The sequence below is a fragment of the Thiocapsa roseopersicina genome, from assembly GCF_900106925.1.
In the GTDB taxonomy this organism is placed as follows: Bacteria; Pseudomonadota; Gammaproteobacteria; order Chromatiales; family Chromatiaceae; genus Thiocapsa; species Thiocapsa roseopersicina.
In genome coordinates this window covers 122,846-145,459 of sequence record NZ_FNNZ01000007.1, presented here as the reverse complement: position 1 = coordinate 145,459, position 22,614 = coordinate 122,846, and the positions used below count along the sequence as shown (strand labels likewise).

Here is a 22,614-nt window from a genome sequence, read left to right as displayed (position 1 = left end):
AATGCTTTTCCAATCCTAAACCGCGTCCCCCACCGAGCGCATGGGGTCTACCGAGGATTCGTTACCGACCGAACCGGCGGGCGACACTCGGGACGCGGTTTAGAAGCCCTCGGTCGAGGTAAAGAGCCCCACCCGCAGATCCTTGGCCGTGTAAATGGTGCGCCCGTCCACCTGCACCACGCCGTCGCCGATGCCGAGCACCAGCTTGCGCGAGATGACCCGCTTCATGTCGATGTGGTAGGTGACCTTGCTCGCGGTCGGGAGCACCTGCCCGGTGAACTTCACCTCGCCCACGCCGAGCGCACGGCCGTGACCCGGGTTGCCGACCCAGGCGAGATAGAAGCCGACGAGCTGCCAGAGTGCGTCGAGCCCGAGACAGCCTGGCATGACCGGGTCGCCGGGGAAATGGCACTGAAAGAACCAGAGCTCGGGATTGATATCCAGCTCGGCCAGGATCTCGCCCTTGCCATTGGCGCCGCCGAAATCGGCGATGCGCAGCACGCGATCCATCATCAGCATGTTTGGTACGGGCAGTTGGGCATTGCCGGGACCGAACATCTCGCCGTGTCCGCAGGCGAGGAGCGCGTCGCGGTCGAAGGAGGCTTCTTTCGTCATTTTGGGTGAGGTCCTGTGTGTCTTGCGGTTCCAGTGTTTGGGGGCTTCCGGCCTCCTGCCTACTGCGTCGTCTGAGGTCGTCGGGTGGCATTGACGGCTCGGGGCGCAGTGAGTCTTGACGTGACCCCTGTTCGAGTCGAGCAGCGGCTGGCGGCTGGAATCAGTCCGACCGAAGCCGCGCCGACAGCCAGCCGACGATCTCCTCGATCGGGATGAGCTGGGTCTCCGTGTCGTTGCGACCTTTGTACTCGACCTGACCGTCGTCGAGCGACTTGTCGCCGACCACGATGCGATGCGGGATGCCGATCAGCTCCATGTCGGCGAACATGACGCCGGGGCGGGCGTCGCGATCGTCGAGCAGGACGTCGACCCCGACCTGCTTCAAGTCAGCGTAAAGCTGGTCCGTCGCCTCGCGGACGCGGTATGACTTGCCGAGCTTCATCGGCAAGAGTGCGACCTGGAAGGGCGCGATCGGCGCGGGCCAAGAGATGCCGCGCTCGTCGTGATGCTGCTCGATCGCCGCGGCGACCACGCGCGACACCCCGATGCCGTAACAGCCCATGGTCAGGGTGGTGGCACGGCCGTCCTCCCCGAGCACGTTGGCTTTCATGGCCTGGCTGTATTTGCGCCCGAGCTGGAAGATGTGTCCGACCTCGATCCCGCGCGCGATCTTCAGATGGCCCTCGCCATCCGGACTCGGGTCGCCGTCGATGACGTTGCGCAGATCGGCGACCTCGGGAAGCGGCAGATCCCGGCCCCAGTTCAGACCGAACCAATGCTTGCCGTCCTGATTTGCGCCGGCGCTGAAATCGCCGGTGACCGCAACGGTGCGATCCACGATGCAGGGGATGGGCAGATCCTTCGGACCGAGCGATCCGGGGCCGGCGCCGATCGCCTCGCGGATCTCGGCCTCCGTTGCCATGCGCAGCGGCGCGGCGACGCCGGGGAGCTTCTCGGCCTTGATGGCGTTGAGCTCGTGATCGCCGCGCACCAGCAGGGCGATCAGCGCGGACGCGCTCTCGGCGGAGGCGGCGACCACCAGGGTCTTCACCGTGCGCTCGATCGGCTGACCAAACTGCTCGACCAGATCCGCGATGGTGCGTGCGTTCGGCGTGTCGACCAGGCGCGCGGTCTCCTGCGGTGCCGGGGCGGTGTCGGCCAAGGCGAGGGCCTCGGCCAGCTCGACGTTGGCCGCGTAGTCGCTGCTGTCGGAGAAGGCGATGGCGTCTTCGCCGGAGTCCGCGAGCACATGGAACTCATGCGATGCGTTGCCGCCGATGCTGCCGGTGTCGGCCTGCACCGGGCGGAAATCGAGCCCGCAGCGGCTGAAGATGCGGCTGTAGGCCGCGTGCATCTGCCGGTAGGTGTCTTCGAGCGAGGCGTCGTCGAGATGAAAGGAGTAGGCGTCCTTCATCAGGAACTCGCGGGCGCGCATCACGCCGAAGCGCGGGCGGATCTCGTCGCGGAACTTGGTCTGGATCTGATAGAAGTTGATCGGGAGCTGCTTGTAGCTCTTCAGCTCGTTGCGGGCGAGATCGGTGATGATCTCCTCGTGAGTCGGGCCGAAGCAGAAGTCGCGCTGGTGGCGGTCGCGCAGACGCAGCAGCTCCGGGCCGTATTGGTCCCAACGACCGGATTCCTGCCAAAGCTCGGCGGGCTGAACCGCCGGCATGGAAACCTCCAGGGCGCCGGCGCGGTCCATTTCATCACGGACGATGCCCTCGACCTTGCGCAGGACGCGCAGCCCCATCGGCAGCCAAGTGTAGAGCCCTGCCGCGAGCTTGCGGATCATGCCGGCCCGCAGCATCAGGCGGTGACTGGGGATCTCCGCGTCGGACGGGGTCTCTTTGAGGGTCTGGATCGGAAACTGGGAGGTGCGCATCGGCAGGACTATCGGCGGCGTAAAGGCGCGAAGTGTATTGTTCAACCAGTATCGAAACAACCGCGGGATGGTGGGAATCCGCCGGCCCGGCCCGGAGGGCGTCGATGCCGGGTCTCGATGTGGCTCTGTGCACCATCTCGGAACACCCGATATATACTGGGCGATGACTTCGGGAACGTCCGCCAAACCGATGTCGCGCGCGCAGCAGGGATGTGTCGCTGCTTTTCGGTGGCGCCTCCTTTGGCGTCGGCAACCCCGACACCGTCGCGATCCGAAGGCATCTCGGGTCGGATTCGATTCGAGTGTGACAATGACAAAGCGATCAGAGGATTCCAATCCAAGCCCTACGGCTTCGCTTGCGAACCGGAGGACCCAGCGCCGCATCTCCGTGCGCATCCCCATCCAGGTCTTCTTGCCGAAGCTCACCGAGCCGATCACCGCGATGAACCAGGACATTTCCTGGGGCGGTGCACAGTTCGTCGTCGCAGTGCCGCTCGCCTCCTTGACCGGGACGCTCCGCTTGATGTTTCCCTGGCGAGGCCACGAAAAGGTTGCGATCGATGCCGAGGTCGTGCGGGCGCAGCGGCTGGGGTCCGGCCATCACCAGGTTGCGGTGCGGTTCGCGAGCCTCTCGCCGCGCAGCCAAGCTCGGTTGGAAAAGCTCTTGAAGATGCTCGATGCGGCGGATGACTCGACTGTCCGGGACGCAGGCGCGCTGGTGCGCGAGCTCGAGGTTGTGGTCGAGGATGCCGCAGCGATGCGCGAGATGCTCGAGCAGATCGCGGCCGGGCGTCTGAGCATCACGGTCTTCGAGGCCTACGAGGCGGGCCAGAGCATCCGTCTCGCGATTCGCGGCGCGGATGGTCTGCCCGGCCTTCGCTTGCGGGCACGGGTGCGCGAGGTCGAGCGGGTCAATGTGGATGGATTTGCCCAGTCGGAGCTGTTCGGCCTCGAGCTCGGATTCGAGCATCCGACACCGGCGATCAAGACATTCGTCGACCTCTTGATCGAGCAGCTTCCCCCGGTGTGGAAGGACCCCGAGTCCAGTTTTGCGGGTGCCCCGGATTGGCTGCGCGCGATGCATTTCGCCCGGCCGACGGAAGATCTGGTGCTCGATGATCACAGCGACACTTCGGTCTTGGAGTCGCGTTTTCCCGATGCCTTGAGAAGTCTACGTATGGTGTGGGGTGACCCGGAGGCGTTCGATCTCGCGTTCCAGGACCTGACGCTGGGCAGTCGGGTCGAGCCGGGAGGCTGGCCGGAGGATGCCTGGGACGAGCTGGGTTTTCTTCAGGACGTCCATGACTGCGCCTACGGTCTCCCTGCAACCAGACTGAGCCAGTTACGCCCGACGCGTTGCCGTTGAATCGACTTAGTCGGCCCGGCGGCTCGGTCGCAGCGGCACTGTGGGATCGAATCCGCGAATCCGCGCCTTGCTTGACCAGCTGCGCCGATCGCGGTAACTTCGACCGCTTTTGAACCCTTTTGGGACTGATCGGAGGTCACCGAGGTGGCACTGTCTGAAGCGCAACTCGATGGGGCCGAGCCGGAGCGGCCGGAGCGGAGTGGTGTCGAGCTGAGCGGGGCCGAGATCGTCATTCAGGCGCTCGCCGACGAAGGCGTCGAGTTCGTCTTCGGCTATCCCGGCGGCGCCGTGCTGCACATCTACGACGCCCTGTTTCGGCAGGAGTCCGTCAAGCATATCCTGGTGCGTCACGAGCAGGGTGCCTCGCACGCCGCGGACGGCTACGCGCGTGCGACCGGCAAGTGCGGCGTCTGTCTGGTGACGTCCGGCCCCGGTGCGACCAACGCGGTTACCGGTATCGCGACGGCCTACATGGACTCCATCCCGATGGTGATCCTGACCGGTCAGGTGCCCACCCCGGTCATCGGCAGCGATGCCTTCCAGGAGGTCGACACGGTCGGCATCACCCGGCCCTGCGTGAAGCACAACTTCCTCGTCAAAGACGTGCGTGACCTCGCAGTGACCATCCGCAAGGCATTCTATATCGCGATGAGCGGTCGGCCCGGACCCGTGGTGGTCGATATCCCGAAGGACGTGACGGATCCGAACATCAAGATCCCGTACGACTATCCGCGCGATGTGAAGATGCGCTCATACAACCCGGTGCTCAAAGGGCATCCGGGGCAGATCCGCAAGGCCGTCGATCTGATCCTCCAAGCCAAGCGGCCGGTCTTTTACACCGGCGGCGGCGTGGTGCTCGGCGAGGCATCGGCGCAGTTGACGGACTTCGTCCGCATGACCGGTTTTCCCGTCACCAGCACGCTGATGGGGCTCGGCGCCTATCCGATGACCGATCCGCAGTTCATCGGCATGCTCGGGATGCACGGGACCTACGAGGCGAACATGGCGATGCACGAGACCGATGTCTTGATCGCCATCGGCGCGCGCTTCGACGATCGGGTCACCGGCAAGATCGAGCATTTCTGCCCGCATGCGAAGATCATCCATGTCGACGTGGATCCCTCCTCGATCTCCAAAAACGTGAAGGTGCATGTCCCGATCGTGGGACAGGTGGCCAACGTGCTCTCCGACATGATCAAGCTCTATCGCGAGCTGGCCCCGCGCCCCGACGAGCATCCGGTTGCCGATTGGTGGTCCAAGATCGCCGAGTGGCGTGCGGTGGACTGCATGCGCTACGACCGCAACAGCACGGCCATCAAGCCGCAGTTCGCGGTGGAAACACTCTACAAGGTGACCGGCGGCGATCTCTATCTGACCTCGGACGTGGGTCAGCATCAGATGTTTGCCGCCCAGTTCTATCCGTTCGACAAGCCGCGGCGTTGGATCAATTCGGGCGGTCTGGGGACCATGGGCTTCGGTCTGCCCGCGGCGATGGGAGTGCAACTGGCGTTTCCGGATGCGCAGGTCGCCTGCATCTCCGGGGAGGCGAGCATCCTTATGTGCATACAGGAGCTGGCCACCTGCCTTCAGTACGGACTGCCCGTGAAGGTGATCCTGCTCAACAACGGCTACATGGGCATGGTGCGTCAGTGGCAGGAGTTCTTCTATGAAAGCCGCTACTCGAACTCCTATGTCGATGCCCTGCCGGACTTCGTGAAGCTCGCCGAGAGCTTCGGACATGTCGGCATGCGTGTCGACCAGCCGGCCGATCTGGAGGCCGCGATGACCGAAGCGTTCGCGATGAAGAATCGTCTCGTGTTCATGGACGTCATCGTGGATCCGACCGAAAACGTCTACCCGATGATCGCTGCCGGCAAAGGTCACCACGAGATGCACCTGGCACCGAGTCTGTCGGATCGCGAGCTGGCCTAGACCGCGTCCCGAGCGAAAGAGATCTTAAGACATGAGACATATCATCGCCGTGCTGCTGGAGAACGAGGCGGGCGCACTCTCGCGCGTCGCCGGGCTCTTCTCGGCCCGTGGCTACAACATCGAATCACTGACCGTCGCCCCGACGGATGACCCCACGCTCTCGCGGATGACCCTGGTCACCACGGGCAACGACGACGTGGTCGAGCAGATCAAGAAGCAGCTGAACAAGCTGATCGACACCGTGAAGCTGCTCGATCTGTCCGAGGGTCCGCACATCGAGCGCGAGATGATGATGATCAAGGTGCGCGCCGAGCGGCATGACCGCGAGGAGCTCAAGCGCCTGACCGAGATCTTCCGTGCCAAGATCATCGATGTGACGGACACCAGCTATGTGATCGAACTGACCGGGGCATCCAAGAAATTGGATGCCTTCATCGACGCCGTGCCGGAGGGACTGATCGTCGAGGTCGTCCGTTCGGGTCCAACCGGCATCTCGCGCGGCGACAAGGGCCTCACCATTTAAACCGCGTCTTCGTGCGACATGAGCCGCTTTCCTGTTCGCTCGGTGTGGCCCCTGTCCGTCGCCTCTGTGGCGGACGCGGTTTAAGTATTCAATCAATTTCCTGGATTGAGCTGCTTGCGCGGTTGCGGTTCACAGTCCCGGATCGGATCCGAGTGAGCGCCTGAAGGCTGCTCGCCTCCCGATCCGCCTCATACATCTCCAGCTGAAGGATTCATCTCAATGACCATCAACGTGTACTACGACAAAGACGCCGACCTCTCCCTCATCCAGGGCAAGCAGGTCGCCATCATCGGTTACGGCTCGCAGGGTCATGCCCATGCCAACAATCTGAAGGAATCGGGCGTCTCCGTGGTCGTCGGACTTCGCCCCGACTCGGCCTCGGCGGCCAAGGCAGCCAACGCCGGGCTCGAGGTTCGTTCGATCGAAGAGGCGGTGAAGGGTGCGGACGTCGTCATGATCTTGGCGCCGGACGAGCACCAGGCCGCGCTCTATCGCGAGCAGGTCGCACCCAACATCAAGCAGGGTGCAGCGCTCGCCTTCGCCCACGGATTCAACGTGCATTTCGGCCAGATCACGCCGCGCGAAGATCTCGACGTCATCATGATCGCGCCCAAAGGTCCGGGCCATCTGGTGCGCTCGACCTACACCCAAGGCGGCGGCGTGCCCAGCCTGATCGCGGTCCATCAGGATGCGACCGGTCAGGCCCGCGATATCGCACTGGCTTACGCCTCGGCCAACGGCGGCGGTCGTGCCGGTATCATCGAGACCAACTTCCGCGAGGAGTGCGAGACCGACCTCTTCGGCGAGCAGGTCGTGCTCTGCGGCGGGTTGACCTCGCTGATCAAGGCCGGTTTCGAGACCCTCGTCGAGGCCGGCTATGCACCCGAGATGGCCTACTTCGAGTGTCTGCACGAGGTCAAGCTGATCGTCGACCTCATTTACGAGGGCGGTATCGCCAACATGCGCTACTCGATCTCCAACACGGCCGAATACGGTGACCTGACGCGCGGTCCGCGCATCATCACCGACGAGACCAAGGCCGAGATGAAGCGCATCCTCGGCGAGATCCAAAACGGCCAGTTCGCCAAGGAATTCATCCTCGAAAACCAAGCCGGTGCGGCCTCGATGAAGGCGATGCGTCGACTCGGCGAAGAGCACCAGATCGAAGAGGTCGGCGAGCGTCTGCGAGACATGATGCCTTGGATCCGCGAGAAGAAGCTGGTCGATAAGTCCCGCAACTGATCGACTGCAACCCAACGCCTTCGCCGGATTCGGTCTATCGAATCCTGCGAGACATGAAAGGCCATGCATCCGAAGGGGTGCGTGGCCTTTTGTTTATCGGAATTGTTTTTCCGTGTGTATCGAGTGCTCGCCTGTGGCGGTGACTACAACATGCGCTCGCTTCTCATCGCCAATGAATCAAACCGGCTCTTCCGCTGAAAGGCCCGGTGTGCGGCTTCGGGCGCTCATCACCAATGTATCATCGCTGTCGACGGGATCAATCCGAGCTTGTGTCCGGAGGTAGGTCGCGGGCGACGCCATTCCGAGCATGCATCCATAGAAAAAAGACCATCCCGTCATTGCACCGAACAACTGATACGTATACGTCATGACACTGCTCCCGTCGGGTGACACGATCGCAAGGACGTTGTGTCGTTCCTTGCTTTCGGTCGCGATCGGCAGGTCGAGCGTTCGGAGCTTTCCCGCTTTGGGGGGCGATTCACTTCGACTCCGCTGTTCCTGTCTCTGTGACTAGAGCCTATGTCAGCGCGAGGACTGCAATCGCGACCGAGGTCTCGTTTCCGACGAGGACTCGAGGAAATCCGGTTTCGAACCTATCGATCGCGCGGGCGTGGTCGGCCGCGGGTGTCAGCGTTGGTCCGGGGGCAGCGCCATCTTGCCTCGGGCCGAGATGTCGGAGCGCCGCACTTTGTCGAACTTGCGCACCTGCCCGACCATCGGTTTCAACTCTTCCGCTGCGGCCCAGGCTTCTTCCACCGTGGCAGCCTTGCGGGCTTGATTCGGCGCGGATTCGAACTGAGGCTTATGCGGCTCGTGCAGGATGTCTGTCATTGGAAGGCTCCCCGTTGATATTGTGCACCAACATACTCTGTTTTTCGTCGACCACCTATTCCGATCCGCGATGGTAGGTATCGAATTCGATCATGCTTTTTCTCGGATTTCCGACCCAACGCAATGCGCTCTTCGAACCGATCCCTCGGCTGCCGTATTTCGGATCACTGATCAGCAAAAAAAGCCCGGCGGGCGCCGGGCTATCAAACGTCTCGCTTGAATCGAGACAGGGAGGACACGCAGAAAAGGGGTCGTCTAGGCCGGATACACATGCTCGGCGTCTCAATCGGTCTGCATCTTTACCATTCGGCTGACCTGGATATCGGAGGTGAGCACGACACCCATGTGCTTATTGAAGAAGGGCGTCAAACCCTCCAGGATCGGACCGACGAGATCCTCGGGAACGGCAGTCATGATCATGACGAGCACCGAGTCGTCATTGAACATCAGATGTCCCTTGTGGACGCCGTGGGTGCCTTTTCCGGACAGGTTATGGAGGATCGTATAGCCGCTGGCACCGGCGCGATCGAGCAGATCGACCACGAAGCCTTGTTGCTCGCCTTCCACGATGATCTCGAGCTTTTTCATCGCGGCGACCGTGAGTGCGTTCATGGCGATGTCTCCAGGGTTGCGACGCGTTTTCGAGGTCTCCGAGCCGGTTTAGCGCCGACGGGTCTCTGCGCCTTCGTCCTGCGGTCTGCTCCGGGTGGCCAGGACTGTGCGCTCCAGCGGCCATGCTCGAAGAGCGAGACGCAATCGGTCACGGGATCCAGGACCAAGAGGCGCACCCAATCGTTTTCAACGAGATTGCGGACCTTGTAGACCCTGGCCAAAGCGTCCCGGACGCTGGACAGCGGCGCCTCGATCAGGGTGATCAAGCGCATCGGCTGATGGTAGGGTCGGTCGCCCTTCAGCACGGTCTGTGCCGGAAGGCCGGTGCGCAGATCGCCGACGTTGCCCGTCATCACGCCGAAGCGGCCGACCACGTTGTGGTAGATCTTGCTGCCGCTGCCGAAGACCTCGTTGTCGACCGCCGAGAAGTAGTGCTCCATGTTGATCCATTGGGCGACAATCAGAGGGCCGGAGAGGATGCCGACAAGCAACTCGCCCGAGGGGTCCTGGCGGTGGTCGTAGGAATGCAGGAAGGCGCGACCCTCGAGATCGAGGGCGCGCGTGAGGGCGCGGCTGCCGATGATGAAGGAGGCGTTCTTCGATAGACCCCATTCCGGGCGCACCTGGGTCCAATCCATGGCGTGGCGCTTGACCCGACGCGCGGCCGCTTCGGAAGAATCTACCCCGGTCTCCCCCATGTCGACGCAGCGTTCCCGCGCGCAGAGTCGGCCGGCGGCGGCCAGATCCTCCTGGATGCGGGTGAGCTGAGTCAGCCGGCCGGGCGGCAGTTGGTCGATGTCGTAGAGTGAGGTCTCGTCGGTGGTCGTGTCGTGCAGGGCAGGGATGAACCAGGTCTCCTCCGGGATGCGGATACCCCGTTCGGCGAGCCGATCGCGCACCTCGCGCCGATTCGCCATCGCCGCGAAGATGCGGGCATTCACCAGCCCCCGGTCGCCGCCGCAGGCCCCGCAGTCCAATGCCGACTCGTACGGGTTGTTTTGCGAGCTGCTTCCGTGTCCGACCACCAGGACGATCTTCGCGAAGCCCTCGACCAAGCCGATCGTCTTGAGCAGGTTGCCGACCAACAGGGCCTGACGTTCGATGCGAAACCCGATCCGCGCCAGATGCTCGAGCTGAATCTTGGCCTGATCGGGATTCAGGCCGTATTCCAGACGCAGACTGGTCAGGAATAGGGTCTCGGCGGCGGCATCGAGGTCGAAGCGGCGGGCGAAGTCGCTCGGTGCATGGGCCTGACCGAGCGCGATCTCGCGCAGCTCGCGGATCATGCCGGTCGTGATGGCCTCGCGTTTAACCCCGAAATGCCGATCGACCGCGCGGACGACCATCTCGTCCTGAAGCGTCGCGATGAGATCGAGTGCGTCGTCCCTGGAGATCTTGTCGATCATCAGTCGTGTCGGCTGTTTGCCGTTGTCGAGCGTCCTGCGCCAGGTGTTGTAGGCGGCAGGCGCCAGGGTCTTGCCGACCATGTCGAAGCCGAACAGCAGTCCGACCGCCTCGACCGTGATATAGGGCGCGAGGACGGTACTCTTGAGGTCGTGCACGACCTCGGTGGCAAGGTGAAACAGCGAATGCCCCTCATGCCCGTGTCCGGCATGCCGGTGGGGCATCTCCAGCGCGACATTGTTCGGCGTGACGATGGCCGGACAGAGCGCGGCCTCGTGGCCCTTGCCGAGCTCGATGAAGTTCACGGGAACCCCGAAGAAGCCGGCCACACCGAAGGTCTCGTAATGACCGAGCTGCTCGAGCTGGCGCCGCAGTCGCTCGGAACGCACATCGATGCAGAAGAGCGCTTGGATGTCGGAGCCGTCGCGGCGCGGCTCGGTCGGGACGGCCCGCGCCGATGGATCCGCCGCCGATGGATCCGCCGTCGCTCCGCGATGCTTTGCCAGCTTGGCGAGCAGGGCGCGGATGTAGGTGCGTTCCAGCGCCTGCGTCCAGACGAAGCCTTCGTGCGACCGGAAAGCGTAGACCGCGTCGATCATCTGGCGCAGCGCACCGGAACGCTTCCCGGCCAGCTCGGCGCGCGGGATGCCGGCACGCTCGCAGAGCTCCTGCAGGCGCAGCGCACGCGTGGCCGCCTCGCGTGCGGTCTTCTCGCGCGCGTAGTCCTGAGAGAGTGTCTTGATTCGGCCGGCGTCGCTGCTGTCGAGCGCGACCTCCACCCGGTGGGCATAGTCGGGGAGGATGGCGCCCGAATGCAGCTCATGGCGCAACAGGCATTCGTGCGGGCGTTCCTCCAGGCACCGGACCCAGGCCGGGTAGCTGAAGTCACGCTGGTGTTGCTTGGCGGCCTCTTCGATCAAGGGTAGGGAGAGGACGAGTCGAATGGCGATGAAATCGACCAGGTCCGCCGGATTGCGGTCCTGCCAGTAGTAGTCCTTCGCCTGTGCACGCCAACGCACGAAGCCGGCCCAGCCATGGAGCTTGGAGAGCTCGAGGGCGAAATAATCCATCCAGAGTCGCTCGGGGATCTGCAGGCGTGTCATGACCAGATCGATCGCCGCCTCCGGTTGATCCGCCTGCGCGAGGATCCCGCCGACATCGAGCCCGTGCAGACGCAGACGACTGTTGCGTTTGGCGATATGGCTCCAGGCGCGGAACATCCCTTGCCGCCGGCCGGGCATACGCCAGACCGATTGCCCTTCGTCCAGAAAATCCATGCAGCCCTTGATCTGCAGCTCGTTCAGGGTCGCGTTGATCCGGGTGCCGTAGAGTCGGTCGACGAGATCGTAAAGCGTCCACCGAACCCCGATCAGGGCCTTGTCGAGCATCTTCATGGCTGATCCGCCGACGGGCGAAGCCGGGCCAGGATCGCATCCGCGCTCGGGTAGGCGTTGCCCACGCTCGGCTGATCCATCCGGGTCATGAGCGTGACCAGGATGCGTTTCAGATCCAGCCCTTCTGCGTCGTCCTCCGAGGTGCCATGACGGGGTGCCCATTCCTGCAGAAACTCCGAGACCAGGTCCTCGATGATGTCGGGATCGATCCGGCCGTCCCGCATCAGCGCTTGATAGTCGGTTCTGCGCAGATAGCCGCGTGCGTGGAAGAGCCGGGTGGCCTGCTCGACCGCCTCCTCGAACGGAAGATGCTCGAACCCGTTCAACGGATTGTGATGAATGAAGTTGCGCATCGGCCACATGAAGGGCAGGAATTCGCCGGCGACCGTGACCATGGAGCGGATCTTGAGCGCATGGCCCAAGGCCAGCCCGCCCGTGTGCCCTGTCGGGTGCCCTGTCGGGTGCCCGGTCGGGTGCCCGGTCGGCAACGGCATCGATGGATTCATCGATGCCTCGGTGTCGTCGTTCGTTCTCCTCACAGTGCGACCTCCACGAGTAGGATTCCGAAGAGCCCCAGCACGACCATGCCGCCCCCGACCCCGATGGCTCGTTGCGGATCCAGGTCGCGATAGACCAGATCGTCCCGCGGGATGCCCCAGACGATCCCCGTGAGCAGGTTGACACCGGCCCAGGTCCAGAGCAGCCAAGACAGACAGATGGGCAGCAAGACCACGACCTCGTCGGCGGCGACCCCGCCGAACGCAAGCGCGGCGACGGCAAAAAAGGACGGCGAAAAGGGCACGGCGATGGCCGTCAGCACGGCGAGCACGAAGAGGTGCGAGAACCAGGGCATGCGGCAACAGAGCCCCGGATAGAGTCCGCTGCGCGCGATTCCGAAGCGCTGGGTCAACTGCTCCAGCAGGAAGACCAGGGGCAACAGCGAGACCGAGAGTCCGATTGCGGGGAGCAGCGGATCCACCCCGTAGGCGATCCCGATCCAGATGAGCGCGAGCGCCGAGGTGAAGAGGTGCGAGATCCAAATCTCCCCGTCCTTCGCGCTCAGGAGCCGAAAGGCGTAGAGCACGGAGGTGATGCCGCCCCAGACGCCGAAGAGGGTCAGCAGTCGCGCATCCGGGGCGCCGACGCGCATCGCCAGCGTGGCCAAGCCCACCCCAATCATCGGGAAAACCAACAGCAGCGTCATCTTGAAGGCGGGAGCGCGACGCCATTCGGATCCTTTGCCGAGCTCGGCGCTCAACTGCCCCTGCAACAGCGCATTGGGCAGGATGCTCAGGGGATAGAGCGGCAGGAAGAGCCCGGCGAGGAGAAGCAGCGCCAGCGTCATCTCAGACCCACCGCATCAGCGCATTGAGCCGGCGCGAGCGCGCCAGCATCGACCCGGCCAGACGTCCGTAGAGGTCTGCGATATAGAATTCGCGTGACATCAAGGCGTAGATCGCCAAATAGAGGTCACGGTAGCGACGCGTGAGCGGCTCCTGCCGGGCGGTCGACCAGAACACCAGCAACCAACCCGCCGCGATCAGGGTGACCAGAACGAGCATCAAGAGGGTGAATAGCGGCGCCGGCAGCGATGCGGCACGGTACAGCGCCTCGCGGAAGGCCGGGTCCGGGTAGAGCAGGGTGTCGATCGTATGTCCGACCAGGACATAGGTCAGGATGACCAACGCAAAGGACAGGATGACATAACCCAGCAGCTTGAAGGGCTGCTCTCCGCCGATCTTGTAGACGAAGAACAGGGTTTGAGCACCCGTGATCCAACCGAAGAGCAAGAGAATGATGGCCCCTTGGTGACTGAGGAAGCCCTCGTCGACGACCTGATGGGCTGCGACCACGATGGCCAGCGGAACAGCAATGGTGATCCCGGCAAAGACGACCCACGACAGGGGCGGTTTGGGCGCCTTGCGCTCGACCATGAACTTATAGATCTCGCCCTCCGGCAGATTCGGATCCTTGCGGGCGCGCGCGATCAAACTGCCGGAATCCAGGAACAAGGTCGCCTTGAAGACCCCATGGGCAATCAGATGAAAGATCGCCAGCGAGAAGGCACCCAGGCCGCATTCCATGACCATATAGCCCATCTGGCCCATGGTGGAATAGCCGAGCGCCTTCTTGATGTCGCTCTGCATCAGCATCATGACAGAGCCCATGATGGCCGTCACGAGCCCGATCAGCAGGGCGATCTGCAACACCGAATCGGTCTGTACGAAGACCGGGGCAAAGCGATTGATCAAGAAACCACCCGAGTTGACGATGCCGGCGTGCATCAAGGCCGACACCGGTGTCGGGCCTTCCATCGTGTAGGGAAGCCAGGTGTGGAAAGGGAACTGAGCCGATTTGGCAAAGGCCGCAAGCAAGACCAGCATGCCGACGGTCTCGGTGATGGGGAGCCCGAAGACGCTGGTCCGTGAGGGATCGGCTGCGATTGCATCGAAGATGACGGGAATGCTCAGGGTGCCGTAGCTGTAATAGAGCAGAGCCGCCGCCGCCATCAATGGAAGGTCGCCGATGCGATGCGTGATGAGTGTCCAGAAGGCGTAGCGGTTCGCCGCTTCGCGGCGGGTATCGTGGTTGAGTAGAAAATAGAGAATGATGCCGATGGAATGCCAGGCGAGCAGCAAGGTCAGCAGATCGCCGGCCAAGACCATCAGCATGATCATGGCGTTGATCGCGTCCAACAACACGAAAAAGCGTGTATAGGCGGGGTCATCCCGCATATAGCGTCTGGAATAGAGATGGACGATCAGACTGATCGTGCTCACGGCCAGCGCCATCAAGGCCGAGAGCGAGTCGACATACAGCGAGAAGAGGCTGATGCCGAGGGTCGCGAGCTGGCCGTGTCCCAAGGCGACCTGCTCGATGAACAACCCAAGCGCCAGGACGAAGATCGCCAGGCTGAAGCCGACGCTGATCCCCGAGACCCGCTCGCCCAGTCGCTCGGCCGAAACCAAGACGACACAGGCCGAGACCAATCCCAGGATCGGGAGCAGATAGGCGGCGTAGGCAATCACTTCGTTTTGGTCCTCAGGCTCGATCGATCGTGGGTCGTCCGATCGCTCGCGTGACGCTCGGCTGTTGCGCTGCCGATCATCGTCTCGGCCGCCGGGTGTACCGGCGTGCTCATGGCGTGAATCCGCGTTTGCAGTAACCTTTTCATCTGCGAGATCGACAGCAGTTATCGTGCCTGACCGGGGGGGGGCCGCGGCGGCGTGACGTCGTGAAGTTCGTAGGGATGATTCGATCGGTCGGCCGAGCGGCCCTGAGATTCCACTGAGGACGACAAGTGATTTCGGGCTCGACGCGCTGTTCGGGTCTCCGTCGGAAAGACCGCGTGAATCGCCGAAACAGTCCGCGGTCTACCTCTTTTGTGATGCGGTCGAGTGCGGCTCGGCGCCATGAGGCTCGGGACAAAACGGCCCATTGCGCGGTGTCGGTCGAGACACATTGTCCCGGTCCGGTGGCGGGTCACTGCGCGGGACGGCGCACATGAAGGCGGCATATTAAGTGCAAAGACGAAGCGACGTCGTATGCGCATCGGCGCAACGACCCGCACGCCGCTCGGAGTCGACGAGCGTTCCTCAATCGGAAGCCTCAATCGAAAAAAGGACAGCGCGTGAACCTAGAAACCGCCTTTCAATCCGAAGACCGGATAGTCGAGCAAGAGCCCGGTTTGATCGATCGGTTCGGCCGCCGGATCACCTATGTGCGTCTCTCCGTGACGGATCGATGCGATCTGCGCTGCGTCTATTGCATGTCGGAGAAGATGACCTTTCTGCCGCGAAGCCAGCTTTTGACATTGGAAGAGACGGCACGACTCGGCCGATGTTTCAGCGAGTTGGGTGTGACCAAGTTGAGGATCACGGGCGGCGAGCCGCTGGTGCGCCCGAACGTGATCTGGTTGTTCGAGCAATTAGGTCAGCTCGGCACCCTGCGTGATCTGACGCTCACGACCAACGCGACCCAGCTCGGGCGTTATGCGCAGGCACTGAAGGATGCCGGAGTCACCCGCATCAATATCAGCCTGGATACCCTGGATCCGGAACGCTTTCGCAAGATCACCCGCGTCGGCGAGATCGAGAAGACGCTCGGCGGACTCGATGCGGCCCTGCGCGTCGGCTTCCGGAAGATCAAGTTGAATACGGTGGTGCTGAAAAACCGCAATCACGACGAGGTCGGCGATCTGGTGCGCTTCGCCATCGATCGCGGCATCGACATCAGCTTCATCGAGGAGATGCCATTGGGTGTGATCGGCGATCACGACCGGGCCGAGGCCTATTATTCGAGCGATGCCATTCGACAGGATCTCGAAGCCCATTTCCAGCTCCTGCCGACCATCGAGGTGACCGGCGGACCGTCCAAATACTATCGCGTCGCCGGCGAAGAGACGCGCGTCGGCTTCATCTCGCCGCATAGCCACAACTTCTGCGGCGACTGCAATCGTGTGCGGGTGACCGCGGAGGGGCGTCTGCTGCTCTGTTTGGGTCAGGAACACTCGGTGGATCTGCGCCGTGCGCTGCGCGGAAATCCCACCGAGGACGAGCGGGTCAAGAAAGCCATCATCGCGGCGATGGATATCAAGCCCCGTGGGCATGACTTCGATCTACAAGCCAAGCCGATCATCTTTCGTCATATGAATATGACGGGAGGGTGAAGTCCGTCACCCCAGCCATCGCGGCACACGGCGCCACGGGGCATGCGTGACCGCGGAGCCGGAAGAGTGAAGAGCCGTAGGCTGAGCAAAGCGCAGCGTGCCCAACCCGCGCCGACATCACGGGAAACCGTTGGGCACGCTGCGCTTTGCCCAACCTATACTGGTTCTCATGAACGGTCTGCGTGCTCTATCCGCCGGTCACCGGCGGGAAGAGTGCGATCTCGTCGCCGTCTTTGATTAGCGTGTCCGGCCGGGCAATCTCTTGGTTTACTGCGGCCAGGACGGATTCGCCTTCGGCCAATGTCGTTGACCAGGGCTCGCCGCGAATACGCAGATGCGCGAGTAGATCCGCGATGGAGTCGATGTTTTGCGAGACCTCCAATTGCTCCCGCGCCAGTCCAAGACTCTCTCTGAGCCGAGCGAAATACAGGATATCGATCATATTTCTATCCGCTACTCTATGCCGCCGAACGCGGTTCAGCCGAAGAGACCGCGGAACGGGATGAAGTCCACAAGGTCGCCTTTGTGGATGACCTGCTTCTCGGGAATCTCCACTAGACCGTCCGCCCAAGCGACGGAGGAGAGCACGGCGGACGAGCGGCTGGGGAACACCGTCAGCTCCTGCGCGCCGTCTTCTCCGATTTGAATACGCGCCCGGTGAAACTCCCGACGTTTGTCGGGACGTGGCCAGTCGAAACCCGCACGGATCCTGAGACTCAAGGGGCGCAGATCCCCGGCGATACCCTGTTGGCGCCTGATCACCGGGATGCCGAAGAGACAAAAGGTCACGAACAGCGAGACCGGGTTACCCGGATTGCCGATGAAGGGTGTCGTGCCGATCCGACCGAAGGCCAGCGGCTTGCCGGGGCGGATCGCGATGGTCCAGAGCTCGAGCGTGCCGACGCGTTCGAGCGCGGTTTTGATGTGATCCTCCTCGCCGACCGAGACGCCGCCGCTGCCGACGATCAGATCGGCCTGCGCCGCGCCGCGCAGCAACGCCTCCTCGGTGGCCGCCAGGCTGTCCTCCACGATGCCAAGATCCACCAGCTCGCAGCCGAGCTGCTCGAGCAAGCCGAAGAGCATGAAGCGGTTGGAGTTGTAGATCTGTCCGGGACCGAGCGCCTCGCACGGCATCACCAGCTCGTCGCCGCTGGAGAAGACCGCGACGCGCAGGCGCCGACGCACGCGGATCCGTGCGGCGCCGACCGAGGCGGCCAGCCCCAGATGCTGCGGCGCGAGACGGGTGCCCGCGGCGATCACCTCGGCGCCGGCTCGGATGTCCTCGCCGAGACGGCGGATGTTCGCGTCGGTCCGGCAGTCGAGCGGGACTTGAACCCAGTCTCCCGAGGCCTCGCAAATCTCCTGGACAACCACGGTATCGCAGCCTTCCGGGACCGGGGCACCCGTGAAGATGCGTGCCGCGGTACCGGGCTCCAATGCGCTCCCGGTCGAGCCGGCGGGGATGCGCTGAGCCACGCGCAGGCGCCCGCCGGCGGCCGCCAGATCCGCATGACGGATCGCGTAGCCGTCCATCGCGCTGTTGTCCCAGGCGGGGACGTCGATCGTGCTCTTGACCGGTTCGGCCAGGACGCGGCCAAGTCCTTCGGCGATCGAGACGGTTTCGGTCCCGCCGACGGGCTCGACACGCGCGAGCAGACGTTCGAGTGCATGCTCTTTGGTCAGCGCCGTGCGCCCGGGCGCGTCGCAGCCGCAAGGATCGGTCGTCATGCTCAACGCTCCAGCAAACGCGGAATGAGCTGCGCGAAGTTGCACGGTTGCGTGCGGCTGTCCAGCTGCGCCAGCAGGATGCGATCCCAGGCGGTGCGGCAAGCCCCGCTGGATCCCGGCAGGCAGAAGATGAAGGTCCCGTTTGCCAGTCCGCCGAGCGCGCGTGACTGGAGGGTGGAGGTGCCGATCTCTTCGAGCGAAAAGCTCCGGAACAGCTCGCCGAAACCCTCGAGCGGCTTGTCGAGCAACGGGGCCACGGCCTCCGGCGTGCTGTCCCGTCCGGTGACGCCGGTGCCGCCGGTGCTCAGGATGACCTGGATCTCGGGGTCGGCGATCCATTCGGAGAAGGCCGCGCGCATCCGGTAGATGTCGTCCGGGACGATCCGTTTGGCCATCACCCGATGTCCGGCCGCCTCGGCGCGCTCCACCAGACATCGCCCCGAGGTGTCGTTCTCCTCGGTACGCGTATCCGAGACGGTCAGGACGGCGATCTGTAGGGGCAGAAAGTCTTGGTCTTTGAAATGTTTCGGCATGGCGTCGTCCTGTGCTGCGGCGTGCCGCGATTGTGGCTCTGAATCCCGTCGCCTTGCATTGTATTCGGATGCCGGCCGCGGTCGCGATTCCAGGCTCGAGACCAGTGTTTGCGCAAGCCAGGTGTCTTCATCGTCGAAGACCGGCTCTGCAAGCACACGGATGTGAAATTCCGTTCCTGCCTCGGAGGTCTCCTGAAGGCTCAGGGCGCCGCCGTAGCGTCGGATCAGCCCGGTGCTGACCGAGAGGCCGAGCCCCGTGCCTTTGCCTGCGCCCTTGGTCGTGAAGAAGGGCCTGAAGATCTTTTCGATCAGATGCGCCGGAACGCCCGGCCCGGTATCTCTGACGCTGATCAGGATGCCGCGCCCTTCCCAGTCCCTCGAGCCCACTTCGATCAGACCGCCGGTGGCCTCGACGGCATGGACGGCATTGACCAGGAGGTTGACGATGACCTGCTGAAGGTCTTGACGGCCGATCCGCACGGGGCAGGTCGCCTGCAGATCGAGACAGACCTTGAGCCTGCTGCCCGGCGCCTGGTCGAGCACTAAACCGAGCGAGTCCTGGATCAGCGTCGCCGTCGCCTCCGGCGAGAGGAGCTCGACATCGTCCATCGGCCGGGCGATATAGAGCAGGCTGTCGATGATTTTGCGAATGCGCTCGATCTGCTGAACGATGAGATCGACCTCCATGCGCACCGACCAGACCGTCGGCCCCAGCTCATGCGTCACCAGGTTCACGTAGCCGAGCATCACCGCAAGCGGGTTGTTGATCTCGTGTGCAACACCCGCGATCAACTCGCCGACTGCGGCAAGTTTCTCGTTTTGAACCCATTGCTTATAGCGCGCCTCTCGCAGCAGTGCGAGGACGTTCTCGAGATCCTGATCGATCTGTCGGATCTCGACTGCGCCGCCTGTTTCATCCATCTCGTTTGCGTCGATCTTCGACTCGGTGGTCTCGCAACCAATCCGCAGCCGGCCCGAACGCCGGCGTTCCCGATCGCGATCCAAAGGCACAGGATCGCTCGTTCACGTCGGACCCGATGGCCGATAACGCGCCGGCAGACTCAGTGCGGCATGTCCACGGATCCGTCATCCGACCACTCCTTCAACTTGCGTTCGACCGTTTTTCTCGATACACCCAAGGCGCGCGCCGCGACCGTTTTGTTGCCGCCCGCGACGGCAAGGGCGTTCATGATGTGCGAGCGTTGCACGGCCTCCAGCGACGAGGCGGGTGAGCCGGTTGCGGACTCCTCCGCGTTTTGCACCGTCGATTCGCAGACATATTGCGCCACGGGGTTTCCGAGCAGCAAGGATCGCTCGATGACGTTGCGCAACTCCCGGCAGTTGCCCGGCCAATCATAGCGGGTGAGCTGTTGCAGATCCCAGGCCGTGAGTTCGGGCGTCGGAACCCCCAACTCCGCGGACAAGACATTGAGAAAATAACGGGCGAGGTGCTCGATGTCGCCCTTGCGCTCGCGCAACGGCGGCAGCTTCAGATCGACGACGTTGATGCGGTAGTAGAGATCCTTGCGGAAGCGGCCGGCGAGGACCTCCGCGGCCAGATCGCGATTGGTCGCCGTGATCACGCGTGCATTGACCGGGATCTCCTGGCTGCCGCCCACCGGGCGATAACGTCGCTCCTCCAACACCCGCAGGAGCTTCGCCTGCAAGGCGAGCGGCATCTCGCCGATCTCGTCCAGGAAGAGCGTCCCGCCGTCGGCGTGACTGAAGAGACCGTTGCGTGCCTGGTGCGCCCCGGTGAAGGCGCCTTTGAGATGTCCGAAGAGCTCGCCTTCGATCAGATCCGCCGAGATGGCCCCGCAGTTGACCGGCACGTAGCTTCCGCGCCGACCGCTCAGATCGTGGAGTGCCCGGGCCACCAGCTCTTTGCCCGTGCCGGTCTCGCCCTTGATCAGCACCGTCGAGGGCATGGGGGCGATGCGGTGAATGGTGCGCCAGATGTCCTTCAACGAGGCGCTCTCGCCGACGATGCGTTTCGCGGAGGGTCGTTGCTCGCATTCTCGGTGCAGTAGAAACTGCTCCCGGGCCACCCGTCGACGCTCCTGCGCGCGCTTGATGACCGCGAGCAGCTGCTCGGCGTGAAAGGGCTTGCGAAGAACGTCCGCGGAGGTGTCGCGCAGTGCATCGATCTCGTCGTAGACGTCCAAATAGCCGGTGATGAAGATCACATCCAGATCGACCTGATAGCGATCCCGGAGCTCGCGGGCAAGCTCGAGCCCGCTGACCGCGCCGGGAAGGCGAATGTCCGCAATCATGAGGTCGAAGCGGGTATTCTTGGCCAAAGCCCGTGCCTCGTCGGCATCGGCGGCGGTCTCGACGCGGGCGAACTTCGATGCAAGCGTGCGCTCGATGAAGGTCCGCATGCCGGGCTCGTCGTCCAGAACCAGGATCGCCTCGACCGCATTCGGGGCGGCCGGGACGTCTTCGATCCCGACAGCGCTTCGATCCGCAAAGGAAATCGACATGGTGGTGTCCTCGGGTTCGTCGGTCGTGTCCGATGGACTCGGGCGATCCGCCGACTCTTTATTGTACTGTGTCACGATCGGCGGGCTGGATCCCGACCCGATCAAGTCGCTGTATCGACAATAGTCTTGTAGTCTGCTTTAACCGCCGATCTTCAACCGGATCGCCGGATTCAGGGTCATGCGGCAGAAGGTTCGGCAATGGCCTCTGTCGATATCACGCAATACAAAGCCGAACCCGTCAATATTGCGTAAAAGGATATCTGCTGAGCTTATGTGGATACAAACGAAATTTATCGGTTTTTGATATCGGGAATGCCGATACCTCACCCGATGCAATCATTGTTTAAGCAGTTTATTAAACGCGAATAGATCGTGTATTGCCGAAATGGGGAGTCGTGTCGAGGAAGGGTCTCGGGCGGGGCTCTTGGCGGAGATGGGTGCTGAGATTCGCAGGGGGATGAGGCGGAGGCGGGGTTTTCCCGCCTCCGTAGACGGACTAGGCCGCGTCCAGCGCGAGCTCGGGCTCGCTCGCTTCACCGCTGTAGGCCCGCCGGAAGGCCTCGACGAAGGGGCGAAAATCCTTCACGGTTCCGTAGATGGCCACGACACCTCCGCGTCTGCGATCGTAGACGAGGTTCACCCCCTCGGTGCGCCCGGCGGGATTCGGTCGGGCCTTGCCGTCGTAATAGATCCAATGCCGGGCGTGGACGGAGGCATAGACCAGGTCTTCCTCGGCGTGAATCGACCAGAGTACGACATAGTTCCAACTGCCGATGCTAAGCTTGACCTTGCCTTGGCGGTCCTGTGCATCGGGATCCTCCGGGTTGATCTGCCATTGAAAGACCGGCACGGGTCCGTTGTAGGTCGGATCGGCGTTGCCTTGGGGGCCGTCGACGATGGGCGGGTCGAAGGCGTCGGGGATCTCGGAGGTGGGCGGCGTCGTCGGTGGCGGTTTGCGTTCCTTGTCCTCGCCGCCGGCCAGGAGGTCTTTGAGGTGGGGCGCTCCGCCGTGGCTCGGGTCGGGGATGGGGTCCAGGCCATACTCCTTCAGATCGACCTGCAGCGGATTCATCGAGGCGCCGCCGAGCAGCATGGAGTCGTCGTCGTAAGGTGGCTCGGTATGGATCTCGATGGTCTCGAACCCGAGTCCCTGCAGCAATGCACGGGTCTCGTTTTCCATCGCCGTGACCTTCTCGGCGTTGATCGAGTCCGGCGTAAATTCCACCTCGATGTTCGTGCCCTGGAGCGCAATGCTCTTGACGAAGCCGAGCGACACGACATCGCGTGACCGACCGGGAAAGCGGATTTGCCGCAGAAGCTCCTTCACCTCTTCGGGTTTTATCGGCGCCATTTCATTCCTCCTCGGGGTTTTCGGGGCGACGACGTGTCTCGGCGAACGA

Annotated in this window: 18 protein-coding genes and 1 pseudogene; 5 read left to right on the top strand and 14 right to left on the bottom strand. The window is 63.1% G+C overall.

Features of this window, described 5'->3' with window-relative positions; genetic code table 11:
- Nucleotides 1-99 precede the first annotated feature (99 nt).
- Together fabA and BLV04_RS09720 are read right to left on the bottom strand one after the other, a co-directional pair.
- Nucleotides 100-615, bottom strand: a complete 516-nt coding sequence (gene fabA, locus BLV04_RS09725; RefSeq protein ID WP_093030646.1) for a 3-hydroxyacyl-[acyl-carrier-protein] dehydratase FabA — start codon at nt 613-615, stop codon at nt 100-102.
- Nucleotides 616-775: 160 nt separating this feature from the next.
- Nucleotides 776-2,497, bottom strand: coding sequence for a proline--tRNA ligase (locus tag BLV04_RS09720; RefSeq protein ID WP_093030643.1), 1,722 nt, complete (start codon nt 2,495-2,497; stop codon nt 776-778).
- Between the two features lie 310 nt (nt 2,498-2,807).
- Between BLV04_RS09720 and BLV04_RS09715 the strand changes: the two genes are divergently transcribed.
- The 4 genes from BLV04_RS09715 (at nt 2,808) to ilvC (ending at nt 7,560) form a co-directional block, all read left to right on the top strand.
- Entirely contained in the window at nt 2,808-3,863 is a 1,056-nt protein-coding gene (locus BLV04_RS09715) for a PilZ domain-containing protein (RefSeq protein WP_093030640.1), read from the top strand.
- 144 nt (nt 3,864-4,007) lie between these two features.
- Complete coding sequence (locus BLV04_RS09710) at nt 4,008-5,795, top strand: acetolactate synthase 3 large subunit (RefSeq protein ID WP_093030637.1); 1,788 nt, start codon at nt 4,008-4,010, stop codon at nt 5,793-5,795.
- A 31-nt stretch (nt 5,796-5,826) separates the two neighbouring features.
- Nucleotides 5,827-6,318, top strand: coding sequence for an acetolactate synthase small subunit (gene ilvN, locus BLV04_RS09705; protein WP_093030634.1), 492 nt, complete (start codon nt 5,827-5,829; stop codon nt 6,316-6,318).
- A 225-nt stretch (nt 6,319-6,543) separates the two neighbouring features.
- Entirely contained in the window at nt 6,544-7,560 is a 1,017-nt protein-coding gene (gene ilvC, locus BLV04_RS09700; RefSeq protein ID WP_175534574.1) for a ketol-acid reductoisomerase, read from the top strand.
- A 627-nt stretch (nt 7,561-8,187) separates the two neighbouring features.
- Here ilvC and BLV04_RS09695 read toward each other — a convergent pair.
- The 6 genes from BLV04_RS09695 to BLV04_RS09675 form a co-directional block, all read right to left on the bottom strand.
- Nucleotides 8,188-8,391 (bottom strand): hypothetical protein, encoded by a 204-nt coding sequence (locus BLV04_RS09695; RefSeq protein ID WP_093030628.1) that lies wholly within the window; start codon nt 8,389-8,391, stop codon nt 8,188-8,190.
- A 282-nt stretch (nt 8,392-8,673) separates the two neighbouring features.
- Complete coding sequence (locus BLV04_RS09690) at nt 8,674-9,003, bottom strand: P-II family nitrogen regulator (protein WP_093030626.1); 330 nt, start codon at nt 9,001-9,003, stop codon at nt 8,674-8,676.
- Nucleotides 9,000-11,801, bottom strand: a complete 2,802-nt coding sequence (locus BLV04_RS09685) for a DUF2309 domain-containing protein (protein ID WP_175534568.1) — start codon at nt 11,799-11,801, stop codon at nt 9,000-9,002. Before BLV04_RS09685 ends, BLV04_RS09690 begins: the two co-directional genes overlap by 4 nt.
- Nucleotides 11,798-12,307 (bottom strand): putative inorganic carbon transporter subunit DabA, encoded by a 510-nt coding sequence (locus BLV04_RS24385; protein ID WP_245731822.1) that lies wholly within the window; start codon nt 12,305-12,307, stop codon nt 11,798-11,800. Before BLV04_RS24385 ends, BLV04_RS09685 begins: the two co-directional genes overlap by 4 nt.
- Before the next feature lie 29 nt (nt 12,308-12,336).
- Nucleotides 12,337-13,146 carry a hypothetical protein gene (locus tag BLV04_RS24380; RefSeq protein ID WP_139191897.1) on the bottom strand — a complete coding sequence of 270 codons (810 nt, stop codon included), beginning with the start codon at nt 13,144-13,146 and terminating at the stop codon, nt 12,337-12,339.
- 1 nt (nt 13,147) lies between these two features.
- Nucleotides 13,148-14,827, bottom strand: a complete 1,680-nt coding sequence (locus BLV04_RS09675) for an NADH-quinone oxidoreductase subunit 5 family protein (protein ID WP_093030866.1) — start codon at nt 14,825-14,827, stop codon at nt 13,148-13,150.
- Nucleotides 14,828-15,432: 605 nt separating this feature from the next.
- Here BLV04_RS09675 and moaA point away from each other — a divergent pair.
- Nucleotides 15,433-16,470 (top strand): GTP 3',8-cyclase MoaA, encoded by a 1,038-nt coding sequence (gene moaA / locus BLV04_RS09670; protein WP_245731820.1) that lies wholly within the window; start codon nt 15,433-15,435, stop codon nt 16,468-16,470.
- Nucleotides 16,471-16,657: 187 nt separating this feature from the next.
- On the opposite strand, the gene moaD is transcribed toward moaA, so the two are convergent.
- The 6 genes and pseudogenes from moaD to BLV04_RS09645 all read right to left on the bottom strand — a co-directional run bounded on the left by moaD (nt 16,658) and on the right by BLV04_RS09645 (nt 22,565).
- Nucleotides 16,658-16,912 carry a molybdopterin converting factor subunit 1 gene (gene moaD, locus BLV04_RS09665; RefSeq protein WP_093030620.1) on the bottom strand — a complete coding sequence of 85 codons (255 nt, stop codon included), beginning with the start codon at nt 16,910-16,912 and terminating at the stop codon, nt 16,658-16,660.
- A 35-nt stretch (nt 16,913-16,947) separates the two neighbouring features.
- Nucleotides 16,948-18,198, bottom strand: a complete 1,251-nt coding sequence (locus BLV04_RS09660) for a molybdopterin molybdotransferase MoeA (RefSeq protein WP_093030616.1) — start codon at nt 18,196-18,198, stop codon at nt 16,948-16,950.
- Nucleotides 18,199-18,200: 2 nt separating this feature from the next.
- On the bottom strand, nt 18,201-18,731 hold the full coding sequence (gene moaB / locus BLV04_RS25625; RefSeq protein ID WP_245731828.1) for a molybdenum cofactor biosynthesis protein B: 531 nt from the start codon (nt 18,729-18,731) through the stop codon (nt 18,201-18,203).
- 165 nt (nt 18,732-18,896) lie between these two features.
- A pseudogene (locus BLV04_RS25620) lies at nt 18,897-19,652 on the bottom strand (sensor histidine kinase); the annotation flags it as partial.
- A 140-nt stretch (nt 19,653-19,792) separates the two neighbouring features.
- A complete protein-coding gene (locus BLV04_RS09650; RefSeq protein ID WP_093030860.1) occupies nt 19,793-21,214 on the bottom strand; it encodes a sigma-54-dependent transcriptional regulator in 1,422 nt (473 codons plus the stop codon).
- Nucleotides 21,215-21,710: 496 nt separating this feature from the next.
- Nucleotides 21,711-22,565: an iron-sulfur cluster assembly protein gene (locus BLV04_RS09645; RefSeq protein WP_175534567.1), complete on the bottom strand. Its 855-nt coding sequence runs from the start codon at nt 22,563-22,565 to the stop codon at nt 21,711-21,713.
- Nucleotides 22,566-22,614 lie beyond the last annotated feature (49 nt).